The organism is Ruegeria sp. YTSC003 (assembly GCF_059609785.1).
Genome location: NZ_JBXWMK010000012.1, coordinates 81,048 through 99,981, shown reverse-complemented (window position 1 = coordinate 99,981; position 18,934 = coordinate 81,048). Strand labels below are relative to the sequence as shown.

At 56.9% G+C, this 18,934-nt stretch carries 18 protein-coding genes; 11 read left to right on the top strand and 7 right to left on the bottom strand.

What is annotated here, in order from left to right; translation table 11 throughout:
• From AC2FFH_RS19335 to iolB, 5 genes are all read left to right on the top strand, one after another.
• A complete protein-coding gene (locus AC2FFH_RS19335; protein WP_496769223.1) occupies positions 1-819 on the top strand; it encodes an ATP-binding cassette domain-containing protein in 819 nt (272 codons plus the stop codon).
• An 82-nt stretch (positions 820-901) separates the two neighbouring features.
• Positions 902-2,734 (top strand): 3D-(3,5/4)-trihydroxycyclohexane-1,2-dione acylhydrolase (decyclizing), encoded by a 1,833-nt coding sequence (iolD, locus tag AC2FFH_RS19330; protein WP_496845114.1) that lies wholly within the window; start codon positions 902-904, stop codon positions 2,732-2,734.
• Entirely contained in the window at positions 2,731-3,630 is a 900-nt protein-coding gene (iolE, locus tag AC2FFH_RS19325; RefSeq protein ID WP_496845113.1) for a myo-inosose-2 dehydratase, read from the top strand. Before iolD ends, iolE begins: the two co-directional genes overlap by 4 nt.
• 49 nt (positions 3,631-3,679) lie before the next feature.
• Positions 3,680-4,861, top strand: coding sequence for a phytanoyl-CoA dioxygenase family protein (locus AC2FFH_RS19320; RefSeq protein WP_496845112.1), 1,182 nt, complete (start codon positions 3,680-3,682; stop codon positions 4,859-4,861).
• 48 nt (positions 4,862-4,909) lie between these two features.
• Positions 4,910-5,716, top strand: coding sequence for a 5-deoxy-glucuronate isomerase (iolB, locus tag AC2FFH_RS19315; protein ID WP_496845111.1), 807 nt, complete (start codon positions 4,910-4,912; stop codon positions 5,714-5,716).
• A 9-nt stretch (positions 5,717-5,725) separates the two neighbouring features.
• Here the strand turns inward: iolB and AC2FFH_RS19310 are convergent, their stop codons facing one another.
• The 3 genes from AC2FFH_RS19310 to iolC are packed head-to-tail and all read right to left on the bottom strand — an operon-like array spanning position 5,726 to position 8,388.
• Positions 5,726-6,565: a class II fructose-bisphosphate aldolase gene (locus AC2FFH_RS19310; protein WP_496845110.1), complete on the bottom strand. Its 840-nt coding sequence runs from the start codon at positions 6,563-6,565 to the stop codon at positions 5,726-5,728.
• Positions 6,562-7,398, bottom strand: coding sequence for a 5-deoxy-glucuronate isomerase (locus AC2FFH_RS19305; RefSeq protein WP_496769232.1), 837 nt, complete (start codon positions 7,396-7,398; stop codon positions 6,562-6,564). Before AC2FFH_RS19305 ends, AC2FFH_RS19310 begins: the two co-directional genes overlap by 4 nt.
• Before the next feature lie 9 nt (positions 7,399-7,407).
• Positions 7,408-8,388 (bottom strand): 5-dehydro-2-deoxygluconokinase, encoded by a 981-nt coding sequence (gene iolC, locus AC2FFH_RS19300; protein WP_496845109.1) that lies wholly within the window; start codon positions 8,386-8,388, stop codon positions 7,408-7,410.
• Positions 8,389-8,503: 115 nt separating this feature from the next.
• Between iolC and AC2FFH_RS19295 the strand changes: the two genes are divergently transcribed.
• Positions 8,504-9,607 (top strand): Gfo/Idh/MocA family protein, encoded by a 1,104-nt coding sequence (locus AC2FFH_RS19295; RefSeq protein WP_496845108.1) that lies wholly within the window; start codon positions 8,504-8,506, stop codon positions 9,605-9,607.
• A 39-nt stretch (positions 9,608-9,646) separates the two neighbouring features.
• Positions 9,647-10,780: a Gfo/Idh/MocA family protein gene (locus AC2FFH_RS19290; protein ID WP_496845107.1), complete on the top strand. Its 1,134-nt coding sequence runs from the start codon at positions 9,647-9,649 to the stop codon at positions 10,778-10,780.
• Here AC2FFH_RS19290 and AC2FFH_RS19285 read toward each other — a convergent pair whose 3' ends face one another.
• The 3 genes from AC2FFH_RS19285 to AC2FFH_RS19275 form a co-directional block, all read right to left on the bottom strand.
• On the bottom strand, positions 10,781-11,779 hold the full coding sequence (locus AC2FFH_RS19285; protein ID WP_496706616.1) for a LacI family DNA-binding transcriptional regulator: 999 nt from the start codon (positions 11,777-11,779) through the stop codon (positions 10,781-10,783).
• 268 nt (positions 11,780-12,047) lie between these two features.
• Positions 12,048-12,887, bottom strand: a complete 840-nt coding sequence (locus AC2FFH_RS19280; RefSeq protein WP_496845106.1) for a hypothetical protein — start codon at positions 12,885-12,887, stop codon at positions 12,048-12,050.
• A gap of 74 nt (positions 12,888-12,961) precedes the next feature.
• A complete protein-coding gene (locus AC2FFH_RS19275; RefSeq protein WP_282152132.1) occupies positions 12,962-13,876 on the bottom strand; it encodes a LysR family transcriptional regulator in 915 nt (304 codons plus the stop codon).
• A gap of 100 nt (positions 13,877-13,976) precedes the next feature.
• Here AC2FFH_RS19275 and AC2FFH_RS19270 point away from each other — a divergent pair, with 100 nt between their 5' ends.
• The 4 genes from AC2FFH_RS19270 (at position 13,977) to AC2FFH_RS19255 (ending at position 18,093) form a co-directional block, all read left to right on the top strand.
• On the top strand, positions 13,977-14,936 hold the full coding sequence (locus AC2FFH_RS19270) for a tripartite tricarboxylate transporter substrate binding protein (protein ID WP_472725086.1): 960 nt from the start codon (positions 13,977-13,979) through the stop codon (positions 14,934-14,936).
• Between the two features lie 69 nt (positions 14,937-15,005).
• Complete coding sequence (locus AC2FFH_RS19265) at positions 15,006-15,473, top strand: tripartite tricarboxylate transporter TctB family protein (protein ID WP_109310957.1); 468 nt, start codon at positions 15,006-15,008, stop codon at positions 15,471-15,473.
• A gap of 6 nt (positions 15,474-15,479) precedes the next feature.
• On the top strand, positions 15,480-16,994 hold the full coding sequence (locus tag AC2FFH_RS19260; protein ID WP_496740357.1) for a tripartite tricarboxylate transporter permease: 1,515 nt from the start codon (positions 15,480-15,482) through the stop codon (positions 16,992-16,994).
• On the top strand, positions 16,987-18,093 hold the full coding sequence (locus AC2FFH_RS19255; protein WP_496725093.1) for a lyase family protein: 1,107 nt from the start codon (positions 16,987-16,989) through the stop codon (positions 18,091-18,093). Before AC2FFH_RS19260 ends, AC2FFH_RS19255 begins: the two co-directional genes overlap by 8 nt.
• A 63-nt stretch (positions 18,094-18,156) precedes the next feature.
• Here the strand turns inward: AC2FFH_RS19255 and AC2FFH_RS19250 are convergent, their stop codons facing one another.
• Positions 18,157-18,933: an enoyl-CoA hydratase-related protein gene (locus AC2FFH_RS19250; protein WP_496725091.1), complete on the bottom strand. Its 777-nt coding sequence runs from the start codon at positions 18,931-18,933 to the stop codon at positions 18,157-18,159.
• Position 18,934 lies beyond the last annotated feature (1 nt).

The following is an 18,934-nucleotide window of genomic DNA, read 5'->3' as shown; positions in this document are numbered from 1 at the left end:
ATGACCGAAGATTCAAAATTCCACCACGGTGATGCACAGGACAAAAAGCCGATCATCCAGATGATCGACATCCAAAAGCACTTCGGTTCCGTAATTGCTTTGGCTGGGGTCAGCTTTGATCTGAAGCCAGGGGAGTGTCACTGTCTGCTAGGCGACAATGGTGCGGGTAAATCGACCTTCATCAAGACAATGTCCGGGGTCCACAAGCCGACAGCAGGTGAGATCATCTTCGAAGACAAACCTATGCACTTCGAGGACCCGCGCGATGCCATTGAAGCTGGTATCGCAACCGTGCACCAGCATTTGGCGATGATCCCGCTGATGAGTGTCAGCCGGAACTTCTTCATGGGCAACGAACCCACGCGCAAAGTCGCTGGGATGAGCTTCTTCGATAAGAAGCTGGCCGACGAAATCACCATGGAAGAGATGCGCAAGATGGGCATCAACCTGCGTGGGCCAGATCAGGCCGTCGGCACTTTGTCCGGGGGCGAACGTCAGACGGTTGCGATTGCACGGGCCGTGCATTTCGGTGCCAAAATCCTGATTTTGGACGAACCGACATCGGCACTGGGTGTGCGTCAGACATCAAACGTTCTGGCGACCATCGACAAAGTACGCAGCCAGGGTGTGGGGGTTGTTTTCATCAGCCACAACGTGCGTCACGCGCTGGCTGTGGGCGATCGCTTTACCGTGTTGAACCGTGGCCAAACACTGGGCACCGCAAAACGCGGCGAAATCTCGCCCGAAGAACTACAGGACCTGATGGCAGGTGGTCAGGAACTGGCCCAGCTGGAAGGGTCTTTGGGCGGAACGGTCTGACGCGATCCTGCGCAGACCCAGCTTTCGAAAAACTGGTATTCAACGAATTGGCCTGAGTGGCCTCAAGTTGAAAGGGATCAATATGGGCAAGACTATCAGATTGACCGCAGCGCAAGCTCTGGTCCGCTACTTGGGCGCGCAGATGAACGAGGCCGGAGAGCCGTTTGTCGCAGGTGTCTGGGCTATTTTCGGCCACGGCAACGTGGCTGGCCTGGGTGAGGCGCTGCATGCTGTAAAAGACAGCCTGCCGACCTATCGCGGCCATAACGAACAGACGATGGCGCATTGTGCTATCGCATATGCGAAGCAGATGCGGCGCACGCGTGCGATGGCGGTGACGTCGTCCATTGGACCGGGTGCGACCAACATGGTGACAGCCGCCGCCTTGGCACATGTGAACCGGTTGCCGGTGTTGATCATCCCCGGGGATATCTTCGCGACGCGCGGTCCTGATCCTGTGTTGCAGCAGATTGAGAGCTTTGGGGACGGAACGGTCAGCGCGAACGACTGTTTCAAACCTGTCAGCCGTTACTTCGACCGCATCTCAAGGCCAGAGCATCTGCTAACCGCTCTGCCGCGCGCCTTCCGCACGATGACAGACCCCGCTGATTGCGGGCCGGCAACACTGGCCTTCTGTCAGGATGTTCAGGCCGAGGCCTATGACTATCCCGAAAGCTTCTTTGAGCCCCGCGTCTGGTACCAGCGTCGCATTCGCCCCGACGAAGGCGAACTGGCCCGCGCCGTCGCTGCCATCAAAGCGGCAAAGCGCCCGGTCATCGTGGCCGGGGGCGGAGTTCACTATTCGGGCGCGACGGATGCGCTGCAGAGTTTTGTGGAAACGCACAATATCCCGATCACTGAGACACAAGCAGGCAAATCCGCCCTGGCATGGGATCATCCACTGAACCTTGGACCCGTGGGCGTGACCGGTGGCGAACCGGCAAACTCGGTCTGCGCTGAAGCGGATCTGGTGCTGGCCGTTGGCTCGCGCTTGCAGGATTTCACGACCGGCTCATGGGGTTTGTTTTCGAACCCACAGCGCGAAATGATTTGCCTGAATACCGCTGCCTATGATGCTGAAAAGCACGGCGCGATGCCCCTGCAGTCAGATGCGCGCGTTGGGCTTGAGGAGCTGGGTTCGGCTTTGCAAGGATACCGTGCCGATCCTGTGGCAGATACGCTTAAGGCGGATTGGTACGGCAAGGTCGACAAACTGACCGATGCCCCTGGCGACGGCAATGCGCTGCCGACCGATATGCAGGTGGTTGGTGCGGTCCAGCGTGCCTCGAACAACGATACTGTCGTCATGTGCGCGGCGGGCACCATGCCCGGAGAACTGCACAAGCTGTGGAAAGCGCCGCGTTCGGGTGCCTATCACATGGAATATGGTTTCAGTTGCATGGGGTATGAGATTGCCGGTGCGATGGGCATCAAGATGGCGCAACCGGATCGCGATGTGATCTGCTTTACCGGCGATGGCACCTATATGATGGCGAACTCGGAAATGGCTTCGGCTGCGATGATGGGTATCTCGTTCACCGTGGTCATTACCGACAATCGCGGCTTTGGCTGTATCAACCGTCTGCAGATGGGCACAGGTGGAGCCGAGTTTAACAATCTGCTGGATCATGCTGTGCACGAGAACCCCTCGGCCATCGATTTCGCGGCCCACGCCGCGGCAATGGGCGCGACCTCGGTCAAGGTCAGCTCGATTGCGGCACTGGAAGACGCGCTTGCCAAGCGTGGCGATGTCAAAGGGCCTTATGTGGTGGTCATCGACACCGATCCGTACCCCTCGACCGAATACGGCGGGACGTGGTGGGAAGTGGCGGTTCCGGAAGTCAGCATCCGCCCCGAAGTGAACGAAAAACGCGCGGCCTATGAGCTGGCGATCAAGGAAAGAAACACGAAATGAGCGTGAAAATCGGGATTTCTCCGATCGCCTGGCAGAATGATGACCTGCCGGACCTGACCGCTGCGTATACGATGGAACAGGCGCTGAAAGAGGCGCGCGAGATCGGATACACCGGTGTGGAGCGTGGTCAGCGGATGCCCAGCGATACCGAAGGGTTGCGTGCCTATCTGGAAGGCAGCGACATCGCGCTCTGTGGCGGGTGGTGCTCGGGTGCCTCGCTGGTCAATGATTTCGCTGCAGAACGTGAGGCTGTGCGGGAACAGGTTGAACAATTTGTGGCCCTAAACAGCCCGTGCATCGTCTATGCGGAATGCTCGAACACCGTGCAGGGTCAAGCGGGTACGCCGGTGAACAACCGACCCAGGCTGACTAAAGACGAAGTGTTGGCCTATGCCGCCAAGATCACTGAGCTGGCTAAATGGATGGCCGACCAGGGTATGCCGATGGCCTATCATCATCACATGGGCACGGTCATCGAGACAGAGGATGACGTGAACTGGTTGATGGAAGGGTCTGGACCCGAAGTAAAGTTGTGCTTTGACACTGGTCACCTGCTATTCGGTGGTGGCGATGTGATGGCAACGCTGAACCGTTGGGGTGATCGCGTGCATCATGTGCATTTCAAAGATATCCGCCCGGCTGTGGTGCAGGACGTAAAGGAGAATGATCGCAGCTTTCTCGATGCGGTCGTCGCCGGAGCATTCACCGTGCCGGGCGATGGTTGTATCGATTTTCAGGCCGTGGCGAATGCGCTCAAATCCTTGGGTTACAACGGATGGATCGTTGTCGAGGCCGAACAGGACCCGGCCAAGGCACCGCCATATGAATACTCCAAGAAAGGTTACGAGCACATTCTCGACGTCTGTGGACAGGCGGGTTTGGAGGTCCAGGCGTAACGACTCTCCCTACGGGGTTAACACCTAAGCCATGAAAAAGGAGAAGATCATGGTAGATCAACAGTTAGGTTTTATCGGCTATTTCGACCGGGAATCCTGTGATCTGGATGAATTCAAGGTGTTGACCTCGCAGAACCTTACAGCCGATGTCGTCCCGTACGCCACGACGATCGAAAAGAACGTTCCAGTCTATGACATGGACGAGCTGCGCCCTGCGCTGGAAAACGTAGGTAAGCGTAAGGCTCTGCTGGCTGAGTGGGGCCATGTGTTGGACAAATCGTCGGGCGTGATCGTTCTGAAACGTGCGTTCGCCGATACGTCCGTGATTGACCGCGCAACCGATGTCTTTCGCCAGATCATAGTTGACGAAAGCCAAAGCGGCGCGGGAGAGGGTGACCACTTTGCAGCGTCCGGGGCCAATGATCGGATCTGGAACGCCCTGCAAAAGCAATGCCTGCGCGACCCCGAGGGCTTTGCCCTCTATTTCGGGAACACGGCTGTTGCTGCAGCCTGCGAGGCGTGGCTGGGGCCAAACTATCAGGTCACGGCACAGATCAATCAAGTGCGTCCAGGCGGTAACGCGCAGCAGGCGCACAGGGATTACCACCTTGGATTTCAGAGCGCAGAAAGTGCTGCGCGCTATCCCGCACATGCACATCTGGTCACGGCATCACTGACGTTGCAGGGGGCGGTCGCCCATTGCGATATGCCGGTCGAAAGCGGGCCAACCAAGCTGCTGCCGTTCTCGCAGCTTTATCCGCCGGGCTACCTGGCGTTTCATGACGAGGGCCACCGCGCGCATTTCGAAGACTGCTATATCCAGCTGGCGCTGGACAAGGGGGATGCTGTGTTCTTCAATCCGGCACTGTTCCATGCGGCAGGTGAAAATCGCAGTGCGGATATCGACCGGATGGCGAACTTGTTGCAAATCTCATCCGCCTTTGGCCGCGCAATGGAAGTTGTTGACCGACGGTCTATGTCCGAGGTGGTGTTTCCGTCGCTTGTTGCGTTGAAACAGCGCGGCGCGTTGGTCGCTTCCGAATTGGACGCGGCCATTGCTGCCACAGCCGAGGGGTATCCCTTCCCAACCAATCTGGATACGGACCCGCCCGTAGGTGGCAACGCCCCGGAAAGTCAGGCCGACATTTTGCGTCGTGCTGTGTCAGAAGGCTGGACCGAACAACAACTGGCCGAGACATTCTCGGCGCTGCAAACAAGGCAAGCTGCCTGAAGGAATACGGGCGGGCATTTCAAGCCCGCCCCACACGGAGAAAAACACATGGCCGACTTGCTCAAAAAGCCCTTTGGGACCAGAGGAAAAGTGCATGATATCACCCCGGCCAGCGCAGGGTGGCGCTATGTGGGGTTTGGGCTTTACCACCTTCGGGCAGGCGATACAGTGGCCGAGGCAACGGGTGATCGCGAGGTCATTCTGGTCGTGGTCGAGGGCAAGGCCCGCATCGCCGGAGCTGAGCGGGACTGGGGTGTTCTGGGTGATCGGATGAACGTTTTTGAGAAGACGCCGCCACACTGTCTTTATCTGCCGAACGGCACAGAATGGACGGCCACAGCCGAAACGGATTGCGTGATTGCGGTGTGTACAGCCCCGGGCAAGAGTGGCCACTCTGCGCGACGCATCGGCCCCGAAGGCATTACGTTGACCGAGCGCGGCAAGGGCGTAAATACGCGCTATATCAACAACATTGCGATGGAGAATGAGGACTTTGCCGATAGTCTTCTGGTGACCGAAGTGTTTACGCCAAACGGGCATTGGTCATCGTATCCCAGCCATCGACATGATGAAGATGATTTTCCGCGGATCACCTATCTGGAAGAGACCTACTACCACCGTCTGAACCCGGCGAATGGGTTCGGGATTCAGCGTGTCTATACCGATGATGGGCATTTGGATGAGACTATGGCTGTATCCGATGGCGATGTTGTTTGCGTGCCCCGCGGTCATCACCCATGCGGCGCACCTTATGGGTTCGAGATGTATTATCTGAATGTTATGGCCGGTCCGCTGCGCAAGTGGCGCTTTGTTCCGGCCCCCGAAGTTGAATGGATCATGGAGCGAGACGCGTAACGCCCATGCCTACCTTTGTGCGGGGGCACCAAAGGCCCGAATGACCATGCGGGCTGCCGCCTCAACCGGGTCGTGGGTCTCTTTCAGGATCGTCACGCGGTCAAATCTGTCAGGGTCTCGGTTGACTGCCTCGCGCAGCGCGTTGCCAAATGCCATGCGCAGTTCTGTCCCGATATTGAACTTGCAGATCGACGTTTCCCGCGCCAACCGGCTGCGTTGTTCCACAGGCACGCCAGAGCCGCCATGAATGACCAACGGAACACTTGTCGCAGCGTCGATTTCGGCAATGCGGACCTCATCCAAACCACCTTCTTTGTTCTGTTGCAGATGAACGTTTCCGACTGAGATGGCCATTGCGTCCACACTGCTTTGACGAGCGAACTGCGCGGCCTCGTTTGGATCTGTCCCGTTCGATCCTTCGCCGCCGGAATAGCCGACAAAGCCGATCTCACCTTCGCAGGAAATACCGGCCGCATGGGCCATTTCTGCAATGGCTGCTGTTTCGTCGATGTTTTGCTGCAATGGCTTACGCGATCCGTCGAACATCAACGACGTGAACCCGCTGTCCAATGCGATCTTGCAGTCCTCGAATGTATAACCGTGATCCAGATGGGCCACGACCGGAACCGAGGCATTTTCGGCCAGGAAGCGAAACATCTTGCCCAAAACAGGCAGGGGTGTGTGCTCGCGACAGCTTGGGCCGGCTTGTAGGATCACCGGCGCATTTTCAGCCTCGGCTGCGGCTACATAAGCGCGCATATCCTCCCATCCCAGCGTAACAAGCCCGCCAACAGCGTAGCCGTTTTCGTATGCGGGGGTGAGGACGTCTTTGAGCGTGGCGAGGGTCATTTGAATTTGGCAATCATGTCTTTGATGCCCGGAATGGTCTCGACCTGATAGGCATGGATTGGTTGAAAGTACTGAACCAGCGAACGCTGAGTCAGACCGCCCAGGATGGTGAAATAGTACATCTCGTATCCCGGCAGAACACAGCAGGGGTGGTACCCCTTGTCGATGCAGATCGTTGAGCCGTCGACGATGTGGTACGCATCGCCCGGTTCGTTGTCCTCACGCTGCAACATCTGAAGGCCCGATCCCCAGTTGGGTTTGAAACGGAAATTGTAGGTCTCGTCGTGCCGCGTCTCGTCGGGCAGACGGTTCGTGTCATGCTTGTGGCTGGGGAAGCCGGACCAGCCGCCCTGACCCACGGTGAACAGCTCACTGATCAGCAGGCGACCCACTTTGTCGTGCTGTTTCTGGCCGAGGATGTGTTTGATTTTGCGATGAGTTTTCGTGTCGTCGCTGCCGTATTGCACAAGGTCGTGTTCACGCACATCGAACGGATCCAGTACCTTGTCGTACTTAGCGCCCGCTATGAAGATTTCGGTTTCATCTGACACGCAGACCAGTTGGACCTTAGCGCCGACCGGCACATAAACGCCTTCCGGATCCCCATCCCAGACGTCTTCGCCCCGCTTGCCCAGCTTGGCGAACTGCTCGCCTTCTACATCGATATCGACACTGCCCGTGGCGGGTACGATACACGTCTCATATCCGGGCACCTGATATTCAAATGCTTCGCCCTTTTTCAGTTTGACGATGTTGAAGTAATTCAGCGGAACCGTTGGATCATCGGCGTCGACGATCGGTTTGTTCTGATTGTCATAGGGAGCGATGTGCATGAGAGGTTCCTATGTCGTTGGGCCGGGATGGGCGGCAAGAAATGCGTCCAGTTCCGGAGTTGTTGGCATGGCCGGAGCGCAGCCGGGCTTGGACACGACGATTGAGGCGCAGGCTGAGCCGCGCATAACTGCTTCTTTAGGATCGCTTCCAGCGGCGATCGAGGCCAGCAGGCCGGCCATGAAACTGTCGCCAGCACCGTTGGGTTTGACTGCTGTGACGGGATAGATGCCGGTTTCGATTTCCTGATCATCGAGCAAAGTGACCGCGCCCTTTTCGCCCATCTTGTAGATCACGATCCGGCCGGGTTTCGCCGCCAGTTCTTTAGCTTTGGCGAAACCTTTGTCGATGCCACCTGCCATGAACCCAAATTCTTCGTCGTTACCGACGATTAGATCGCTTGCTTCGCCTGCGCGAGACAGGACTTCTGCGGCGACCTCAGGTGATGGCCAGCTGTAGGGGCGGTAGTCTATGTCAAAGATCACCGGCAACCCCGCCTTGCGGGCGTTGTCGAACGCGCGAAACGTGGCGCTGCGCGAGGGTTCAGCGGCAAACACCGTTCCGGCAGATATCACGGCTGAAAATTTGCCGTAGTCGACCTTGTCCATGTCATCCTCGGTCACCTGAAAGTCGACTGCGCCGTTGCGGTAGATGACATTCTGGAATTCTTCGATCCGGCTTTCGTAAACGGCCAGAGACATGCGGTATTCACCACCGACGACGCGGATATAGGACGTGTCTACACCGTAGTGAGCAAGTTTATTCAGGCAGAAGCGGCCAACCGCATCATCTGAGACCGAAGTGATCAAGGATGCCTGGCTGCCCAATTTGACCAGCCCCGCGCAGATATTTGCCGATGAACCGCCCAGATCGGCGTGAAACGTGTCGGCGTCTTCGCTTTTAACACCAACGGGATCGGCATACAGGTCCATGCCCGCGCGTCCAAAGACCGCGAACCGGTTTCCTTTGATACCGTCTATCAAAGCGCTCACGTCATGTCCTCCGGCAAAAATGGGCTGGCGAGGATCGTTGGTCCTTGCGTTGAATCGATTCACACGATACTGATTTTGCAACCGGTTGCAAATACATTGTTCGGAGCCGTTGCAGATGCCTGAAATCGGAATTGGAATAATCGGCGGTGGCTATATGGGCAAAGCTCATTCAGTCGCGATGTCAGCCGTAGGCGCAGTGTTCAACACAGCCTTGCGGCCACGACTTGAGATGATCTGCGCCTCCACGCCCGAAAGCGCCGAGCGATACCGCGCGGCTTACGGCTTTCGTCGCGCGACCTCGGATTGGTCTATGCTGGTCAATGACCCGGCAGTGGATGCTGTCGTGATTGCCTCGCCTCAAACAACGCACAGACAGATTGCAGAGGCCGCGTTAGCCTTGGGCAAGCCTGTGTTGTGCGAAAAACCCCTCGGATCTTCTTTGGATGATGGGCGCGCAATGGTTGCCGCGGCCGAAGCCACGGGCGTCACCAATATGGTCGGGTTCAACTACGTCAGAACGCCCGCAACACAGTTTGCCCGTCAGTTGATCGCCAACGGTGAATTGGGGGACATAACCTGGTTTCGCGGCGAGCATACTGAGGACTTCTATGCCGACCCCGACGCTCCGGCTACATGGCGAACGTCCGGAATGGCCAACGGTACAATTGGGGATCTTGCCCCACATATGGTCAACGGTGCTTTGGCCCTGATCGGTCCGATTGTCGAGGTTATGGCCGAAGTCGAAACGGTTCATAGTGAACGCCAAGGCGGCACTGTCACCAATGATGACCACGCGCAGATCATGTGCCGTTTCGCCAGCGGCGCGATGGGAAATATCTTTGTCAGCCGGATCGCGACGGGACGAAAGATGGGCTATGCCTATGAAATTACAGGCACCAAAGGCGCGATCCGGTTCGATCAGGAAGATCAGAACGCCCTGTGGCTCTATCGGCGCGAAGGACCAGAGGAAGAAAGGGGCTTCACCAAGATCCTGACGGGTCCGGCGCACCCCGATTATGAGCCTTTCTGTCAGGGCCCCGGTCATGGAACAGGTTATCAGGACCAGATCATCATCGAGGCCAAAGATTTTCTTGAGGCCATTCACACGGGCAAAACGATTTGGCCCACATTCCGTGATGGGCATGAGGTCAACTGCGTCCTTGCCGCCGCGCTGAAATCGTCAGAGCAACGGCAGTGGCAGGACGTCAGCACTGTCTGAACACAAAAACTAAGAGATCATCTAAGAGAGACGAGAACCATGGCAAAGCTGAAATGGGGCATGATTGGTGGTGGTGAAGGCAGTCAGATCGGACCCGCACACCGGTTAGGAGCGTTGGCGGATGGGATGTTTGAATTCGCTGCGGGTGCTTTGGATCACCGACCCGATGTTGGGCGAGAATATGCGCAACGACTTGGAGTGGCGTCGGACCGTGCCTATGGCGACTGGCAGGAAATGCTGGCCGGGGAAAAGGACCGTCCCGACCGGGTCGACCTAGTCACGATCGCCACGCCGAACTCAACCCATTTTGAGATTGCCAAATCGTTTCTTAAGGCCGGGTTCAATGTGCTTTGCGAAAAGCCGATGACGATGACCGTAGAAGAGGGCGAAGAGATTGTCCGCGTCGCGGAAACTTCGGGCAGGATCTGTGCGGTGAATTACTGCTATTCCGCTTATCCGATGGTGCGTCAGGCGCGCGCGATGGTGCGCGCCGGGGACATTGGCAAGGTGCGTCTGGTCGTGACGAATTTCAGCCATGGTCACCATGGCGACGCGACCGATGCCGATAACCCGCGCGTTCGCTGGCGCTATGATCCAGTGATGGCGGGTGTGTCTGGCCAATTTGCGGATTGCGGTATCCACGCGCTGCACATGGCCAGTTTCATCAGCGATGATGAGGTTAAGTCCCTGTCTGCGGATATGGCATCAACCATTTCAAGTCGCGAACTCGAGGATGACGCCATGGTCAACTTCCGGACAGAGGGCGGCGCGGTTGGCCGATTGTGGACCTCGTCCGTGGCGATTGGGCGGCAGCACGGGTTTGACATTCAGGTCTTTGGCGAAACCGGAGGTCTTCGCTGGACGTCCGAGCAGCCCAATCAGTTGATCTATACGCCTGTAGGTGGCCGCACGCAGATCATCGAAAAAGGCGAAGGCGGTCTTCACGATGATGCGCAACGATTGTCCCGTGTGGCGATCGCCCATCCCGAAGGGTTCCCGCTGGCCGTCGCCAACATCTATTGCGATCTTGCCGATGCTATTCGCGGAGAGGCGCGTGATGGTCTGCCTACACCTGCCGACGGAGTGCGGTCGATCGCAGCCGTGCATGCCGCAGTGGCGTCTGCGAAAAATGACGGGGCATGGACGGACGCGCGCCCACCGATGTTTCGCTGATCAGGGTCGGGGCCGCAATGTGCCCCGCTCGATCACACGGCAGGGGAAAATACGGGCCTCGGGGTAACGCTCGGGGTCTTTCAGCATCTCTTCGACCAGATCGACGGATGCGGTAATGATTTGTTTGATCGGCTGATGAATCGTCGTCAGGTCCACGCTTTCCCAGCGCGACATTTCCATGTCGTTCAGGCCGATGATGCCGATGTCTTTGCCCGGTTTCAGCCCGTGATCGGACAATGCGGACAGGGCACCTATGGACAGAATATCGTCGCCGCAAAAGTACCCTTCTGCAGGGCCTTCCGCCAGTTGCTGAAGCATTTCTTCTCGCCCGGCTTCAAATGAATAGGCGCCTGCGAAGCAATGCGTCACTTCGAGTTTCGGGTGCTTTTCAACTTCTTCCATGAAGCCGCGATACCGATCCATCGCCGATGTCGCATCTTTTGGGCCGCCCAGATAGCCGATACGGCGATACCCCCGCGACGACAGCTCGCGCGCGGCCATGCGTCCGCATTCAACGTTGTCTATGCCTACAACATGCACCTCAGGTGACGTCGCAGATCGACCGAAAGTGTGCACTACCGGAACACCTGCATCGTGGAACGCCTTGGCAAAGCTGGGGGGCAAGGTAGATGAGGCGACGATGGCAGCATCCACAGAATACTGCCGCAGCATTCGGACCGAATTTGTCGGCTCGGTTTCGTCGGTCAGGTTCACGATCAGCGGACGCAGGCCGCGTTCCTGCAAAGCGCGGGTGAACTGGTCAAAGACCTCAAGAAAAATGGGGTTGTGGAAGTTGTTAGAAATCAAACCGATCAACTTGGTGCGTCCGGTTGTCAGCGAAGAAGCCAACGCGTTTGGGCTGTACCCCAGTTCGGCTGCAGCCTTCTCCACCTTACTACGTGTCTTTGGTGATACGGACGCGCCTTCGGTAAAAGTCCGCGATACGGCAGAGCGAGATACACCGGCCAGTGCGGCCACTTCTTTGAGGGTCACACTCATGGCTGGCACCGATGGGTTCGGGGGTGGCTTTCAGTCAAATTCATGGGAAAATACTACGCCTTATTGCGTCGGGTTTGCAATCGGTTGCAACGCTGTACTGAAAAGACGTTGGTTTCCTTGCAAAGGGGCATGTCAAGGCTTTGGCACTCCGACTTGGTTGCAATCTGTGGGTCCAGGCGTTGTGTCGAAGGTGGTATCAGCAGGCGCACCTTACTTAACAACACTGACATTACGTGGCCAGCAACTTGAGAATACCCCTTTTCCGACCTCATTGAAGCAATGACCATTCAAGACGGTTATCTCCGCACACTTCAGCCCGAGCGCGCATTGCCCCGCCTTTGGTGGGCATAGTGACGATTGTGCCTTCTTTGACGGGCGACAAGGGTGTTGTCGTCCATTGCAGTCTTTGTTCCGGGGTAACATGCTTAAGAGGGCGCTGCAGGCTGGGTTCTTCGTAAAAAACGGGGCGATGAGGTGCATAAACGTTCAGGGAAGTCATCTTGTAGGCGGTGAACACATCAAACGGCTTACTCTGTTTTATGGCCGCCCGCACGGAATACCGCCACGCATCCAAACCTGCTGGTGACACATAGAGAATAGCTACTGCGCCGGCCATAGAATGCAGCCTCAGCCAATTACTGTTCTCAGTCGAAGCGAGTGCAAGGTTGTAATACGCGCGGTGGCTGAAACGTTGAACATAGCGACGTGTCCAGGGAAAGCAGCCGAAGGGCGAAACCCCCAAATAAACAACGTCCGCATCTTTTGGAATTTCAGGAATGGTCAGGTCTTCGGTCGACGCGGAGACATCATCCTCCAGAACCAATGCCGGGAGCGTTTTGATTGTCTCAAGCGCTGCAAGGTGGGCGCGGGCGCAGTTTAAGGCATGGCTTTGTCCGGCGCTGCCTTCTGAAAATGAAAAACTGATGTCGTGCCTGTTCATCAAGTTGGTCATATGAAGCCGTCTGCTATTGTTATCGGGTAAATTGATGACCCGGCAGTCTGCGACGATTGCGCTCAACTTTTTCATTTTGGTGTCCGTCAGCTGCGCCACGCAATTCGCGCAGCCCATGAATGATCGTGGATCGGGGGTTTCAAGATGCTTGAGCATCGGCTCTGTTGCAATCGTTGCTTTGGCCTATGCATGGCATGGAACATGGGCCTGAATCTGCCTGACAACGACTGTCAGGCAAGAGACAAAGTTGGGCTGTTCTTGCATAGCTCGGACGCCTGCCAAAACAGGACGTCCTCAAAATCCTGAAGCGCCTGAGATTTCTCCTGCGTTGCGGGGTACAACAAACCAAAGGTCATCCAGCGCTCTGGTGCGATTGGAACCAGGGCCAGACGTTCTTTTGTTTCCTGTGCTGCGACCAACTCGTCAGCAATGGTTATACCGGCGCCTTCCGCGACAAGCGAACAGGCAAGCTGGGACGCCGCGACTTCGCAGGTATGTCTGGGATTGACGCCCGCAGACCGGAAGATGTCATCAAGCTGTTCGCGTAATAGAAGCCCGTTCATCAGTCGAATGACCGGCTCGCGGGCGAGATCAGTGGCGGTTACCGACTTGCGATCAGACAATGCATGCGCAACAGGCAAAACAGCCTGCGCCCGGACCCGCAGCAGGGGTTTTGTCCTGACGCCCGGATGCTCGACCGGCAATGCCCCGATGCCGATGTCATATTCACGTCCGGCAAGCCATTTGCTGGCTTCGCGCCGCGCCCGGATATCCAAGGTTACGTTTGTATCAGGGTGGGCTTGCAAAAACATCGCAAGTGCGGGGGCCGAAATTGCCCGGGCGATACGCGGCATCGTGACCACGCGCAGTGTTTCTGTACGTCCGGCTTTGATCTCTGCAGCGATGCGGGGCACTTCATCAAGGTTGTCCAAGATACGCCCCGCTTCACGGTAGAACGCCAAACCTTCACGTGTCGGCGTCAAGTTGCGGCCACTGCGGTCAAACAGGGTCAGGCCCAATTCTGCCTCAAGCCCGGAAATCAGTCGGCTGATTGCAGGCTGACTCAGGTGCAGGATTTCGGATGCGGCCACGAGCGTTCCTTCGGAAAGGGTTGCACGAAAGGCGCGAAGGGCTTTGATATTCATTAGGCGGACTCTTTACGATTTTGCAAGATAAGATAACATCTTTGCATTTTTATTAACACTGAATTTAAGCTAATTTTGATCGCATCTTAGGGAGGATGCTATGAAGCGTAGAACAATTCTCACTGCTGTTCTGGCGGCAGTAACCGTGACTGCAACAGCAACAGCAAGTTTCGCAGCCGACTGGCCGAAACGTCCGATCAACCTGGTTGTTCCTTACAAAGCCGGCGGCGGTACAGACGCTTATGCCCGCGCTATTTCGGCAGCAGCCGAAGGCATTCTGGACGTTCCAGTTGTCGTCGTGAACAAGCCCGGTTCGGGCGGTCTGAATGGTGCGAACTCGGTCGTGGGTGCACGCCCTGACGGCTATACATTGATGATGACTTCGGGCGGTTCGTTCCTGTTGTCGACCATGACACGTGACACCGATATAGATGCGCTGGACAGCTTTGAGTTTGTTGCTCAGGTCGGTCAGCTGCAAACGTCGCTGATGGTGCCGCTGAACAGCCCGTTCGAGTCCGTTCAGGACGTGATCGACGCGGCCAAAGCCAACCCCGGTCAACTGCGTTGGGCCCATTCGGGTCGCGGAGGCTTCCACCACGTTGGCGGCATGGGCTTTCTGGCCAGTAACGACATCGAAGCTCAGGACGTACCGTTCAAAGGTGGCGGACCGACCCGTGCGGCACTGATCGGTGAACAGGCTGACTTTGGTTTCCTAGGTGTTCAGCAACTGGCCGGGTTTGAAGAGCAGCTTCGCGCCCTGGCGGTCAACAGCCAAGAACGTGATGGCATCATGAAGGACGTGCCTGCGTTTGGTGAGCTGGGCATCCCGTTTGCCGCTGTTTCTTCGCCGGTGATCGTGTTCGCCCCGAAGGGCACACCGGCCGAGGTCGTTGCCGCGATGGAAACTGCGCTGGAGCAGATCGCCGCGAAACCCGAATTTGCCGAACTGCTGGCCTCGCGCGGAACAGGCCCGGTCTATCAGAATGGTGCGGACGCCAAAGCAACGCTGTCCGCCATGAAAGAGGACGCCGCTCCCCTGGTCGAAAGTCTGACCAACTAAAGTCCTCGGGGCCGGGTGGATATTCTTCCCCCGGCCTTTTTGTATCTAACGCAATCAGGGAGGAACGATATGCGCGCCTATGCAGAAGGCCTTGTGCTTGCCCTTATTTCCATCGTTGCCATTTGGGGCGCCTGGCAAGTGCCAGCAGCTTCGCCAGGGGATACCTGGGCTGGCATCGTACCATTTTCAGCATCCATCGCACTGCTGTTTCTTTCCGGCCTGTTACTGTTAGGTGCCGTCCGTCAACCGGCTGGCGATACCGGTCAGGAACAGGATAACGGCGCAACCCTGCAGATCATCGGTCTGTTCATCATCGCCCTAATCTATCAGCAGTCATTCCGCTGGTTTGGTTATCTTTTGCCAACAGCGATCGCTGCGCCGGTCGTTTTGTACTTCTTCGGAGTTCGCAGCTGGATCGGTCTGGCGGTTTCCGTCGTTCTGTGCCCGTTGATCTTCCACCTCATCTTTTTTGTGCTGCTTGGTGTGTACCCGCCCTATGGCGAGGTCTTTGACCTGCTCAGCTGGATACAGGGGTAAATCGTCATGGAAATTTTTCCCGCACTTCTTTCGGTCATAACCGACCCCAGTTTGCTGTTTGCCATCGTGTTGGCCGCAGCTGTGGGCATGGTCGTTGGGGCCACGCCCGGTCTGACCGCATCGGCAGCGATTGCCATGCTGCTGCCCATCACCTTTTACATGTCGCCACTATTCGCGCTCGCCTTCCTGTATGTGATCGGTAAATCCGGTCGCTATGGCGGATCGATCGCGGCAATTCTGTTCAACACGCCGGGCACTGCGGCCAGTGCCGCGACACAGATTGACGGTTATCCCCTTGCGCGCGCTGGGCAGGCTGGAAAGGCGATGAAGGTCGCGACCATATCATCAGTCATCGGTGACCTCATGGGGGATATCCTGCTGGTCGTCGGTGTCGGTTTCATTGCGGCTATTGCCCTGAAGCTTGGCCCGCCAGAAACCTTTGCGATCTACTTTGCAGCCTTCGTGGTCATCGGTTCGGTCATCGGCAGCTCAATCGTCAAAGGATTGGCATCTGCCCTGATGGGTATTTTGATCGCCATGGTCGGATTGGACCCAATCTCAAGCGAAGAGCGCTATACCTTTGGCTCGTTCGACCTGTCCAACGGGATTGGCCTTGTGCCCCTGATGATCGGTGTATTCGTTTTGGGAGAGGTCTTTGCCCAGTTGGAAACGCGCCGCAAGGCAACCGGTGAAACCAAAGAAAATGAAAGCACGGAAGACGGCAACAGCCTGACATGGGAAGAGTACAAACCTTGCTTGCCCCATGCGTTCCGCGGTGGCTTCATCGGTGCAGGCATCGGTGTGCTGCCAGGTCTGGGTTCAGCTATTGCGGCCTTCATTTCATACGGTGAAGGCAAACGCCGCGCCAAAAATCCCGAGAAGTGGGGCAAGGGCGCGCTGGAAGGTGTCGCAGCACCCGAAGCTGCAAACAACGCGGTGTCCGGTCCGTCGATGGCCCCGCTGCTGACGCTGGGCATCCCGGGTTCGACAATTGGTGCGATCCTTTTGGGTGTTTTCCTGATCCACGGCATCCAGGTCGGACCAACCCTGTTCCTGACCGACAAAGAGCTGGTCTACAAACTGTTCGCCTGCGGGATGTTGGGTATCGTGGCCTATGGTCTGATCGGTTACTTCGGTGCCACTCAGGTTGCGCGAATTATCCTGAAGATCCCGACCAATGTCCTGTACCCGCTGATCTTCCTGACCGCGTTTGTCGCAGCTTATTCTGCACGTGGATCAATGTTTGACGTCACAGTCATGACTTGCGCGGGCTTTGCCGGATGGCTGATGCGGAAATACGACTTCAACGTTGCGGCATTTGTCATTTCGTTCGTGCTGGCCAAAGGTGCTGAAGAGACATTCCGTCAGTCGTTGCTGATGTCGGAGGGTGGCGCCCTGATCTTCGTTGAACGTCCGATCGCTTTGGCCTTCCTGGTCATCGGCGCAGGGGCAATTGCCTACCGTATCCGCGGGATCATGAAAGAGCGCAAGATCGCGAAGGGAGCATTAGAAGATGCTTGAGCACTCCCTCTATCGCGACTGCTTTTCCAGCGCCGATATGCGGTCCGTCTGGTCGGAACACGCCACGATCTCGGCCTGGTTGAAGGTTGAACAGACACTGGCCCATCACCAGGCGTTGGAAAACCTAATCCCGCAAGAGGCTGCAGATGCGTTGGATGCGGTGTCAGTCTGCAATCTGGATACCGAGCGGTTGCACGAAGACATGATGCTTGTCGGGCGCCCGATCGTTGGTCTTGTCGAACAATTGCGAAGGCAGGTCGGCGACCATGCGGAAAAGGTCCACTATAGGGCGACAACGCAGGACATTATGGACACCGCTCTGGCCCTGCAAATGAAGATCGGTCTGGAGCACATCCAGACCGGACTGCAAAGACTGACCACCGCTATTGAGCAACACATCGATCAGCTTGGTGATACTATCATGATCGGTCGCACGAATGGACAGCATGCCTTGCCTATTCGGGCTGAAACCAAACTGACCGTCTGGAAAGTTGAACTGCAGCGGCGTTCACAAGCGTTGGAAGAAGCGGGCGTTCGCGGTTTGAATGCCCAGATTGGTGGCCCCGTTGGCGATCTGCGCGGTTACGAAAACGGGACCGGACATCGCATCAAGGAAGGCGTTGCGGCCACTTTGGGTCTGAATGTAGTTGAACCCCATTGGCAAAACGCCCGTGACGGGCTTGCCGATGTTGTAACTGCGCTGGGAGGGCTGTGTGCGACGCTGTGCAAGATCTCGCATAACGTCAATCTGTTGTCTTCATCGGATATTTCCGAATGTTCCGAGGTGCATGAAGCCGGTAAAGGCGCGTCTTCGGCTATGGCGCACAAACAGAACCAGCGCGCGTCAGAATTCGGAGAGGCCGTCGCCCGGCTTGGACGACAGCGGGCTGAACAGATCGGCGAATTCACCACCCATCAACACGAACGTTCGGGTGGTATGTGGATCGGCGAATGGATCGTCATCCCAGAGACGTTCTTGCTGACTTCGGGCGCTTTGTCATGGGTCGAAACGATCTTTGCGAACCTGGTTGTGGACTCTGAATCCATGGCCCGCAAGGTTTCCGACTTTGAGTATAGCACGGCTGGGAAAACGCACTGAAGCGATAAGATTGGTCATATCACCGCTCTTTTTTCGAGCGGTGATTAACGACGTGGGATAAGATCACAGGGTCCTGCGCCTGAACTGCGGTTTTCGCTTTTCCAGAAAGGCATTCATGCCTTCTTGTTGGGCCGGCAATCCATAAAGCGCGTGATACATCTGCCGCTCGAACCGCAAACCCGATTCAAGTGTGCTCTGGTCGGCCATGTTTACGCAGGTGCGCGCCATATTGACGATATCATCAGCGTAATCTGCAATGGTTTCGGCCACCTCTTGTGCTGTGTCCAAAAGGGTATTCTGCGTGACAACTCGACTGACCAAGCCCATCTGCAGGGCCTCTGACGCGTCGATCATGCGCCCGGTCAGGATCATGTCCATAGCTCTGGCACGACCGATCAGCCGTGTAAGCCGCTGCGTGCCACCAATGCCGGGAATGCAGCCGATTTTGATTTCGGGCTGGCCGAATTTGGCAGTGCCCGAGGCCAGAATGACGTCACACATCAGCGCAACTTCACATCCACCGCCCAAGGCATAGCCACTGACCGCCGCCACCTTGGGCAGGCGAAGCGCTGCAAACTTATCCCATTCGGCAAAGTAGTCACTTGCTTGCATAGTTGCGTAGGTTTGCACCGCAAGCTCGCCGATATCTGCCCCGGCGGCAAAAGCACGATCACTGCCCATAAGGATCAAGCAGCCGATGCCGGGATCCTTGTCGAACGCGGTCGCGGCGGCCAGGACTTCGTTCATTAGTTGAGTGTTCAACGCGTTCAGCTGATCGGGACGGTTGAAGCGGATCGTTGCGACCCGCCCCCGTGTTTCGGTTTCAATTGTCTCAAACATG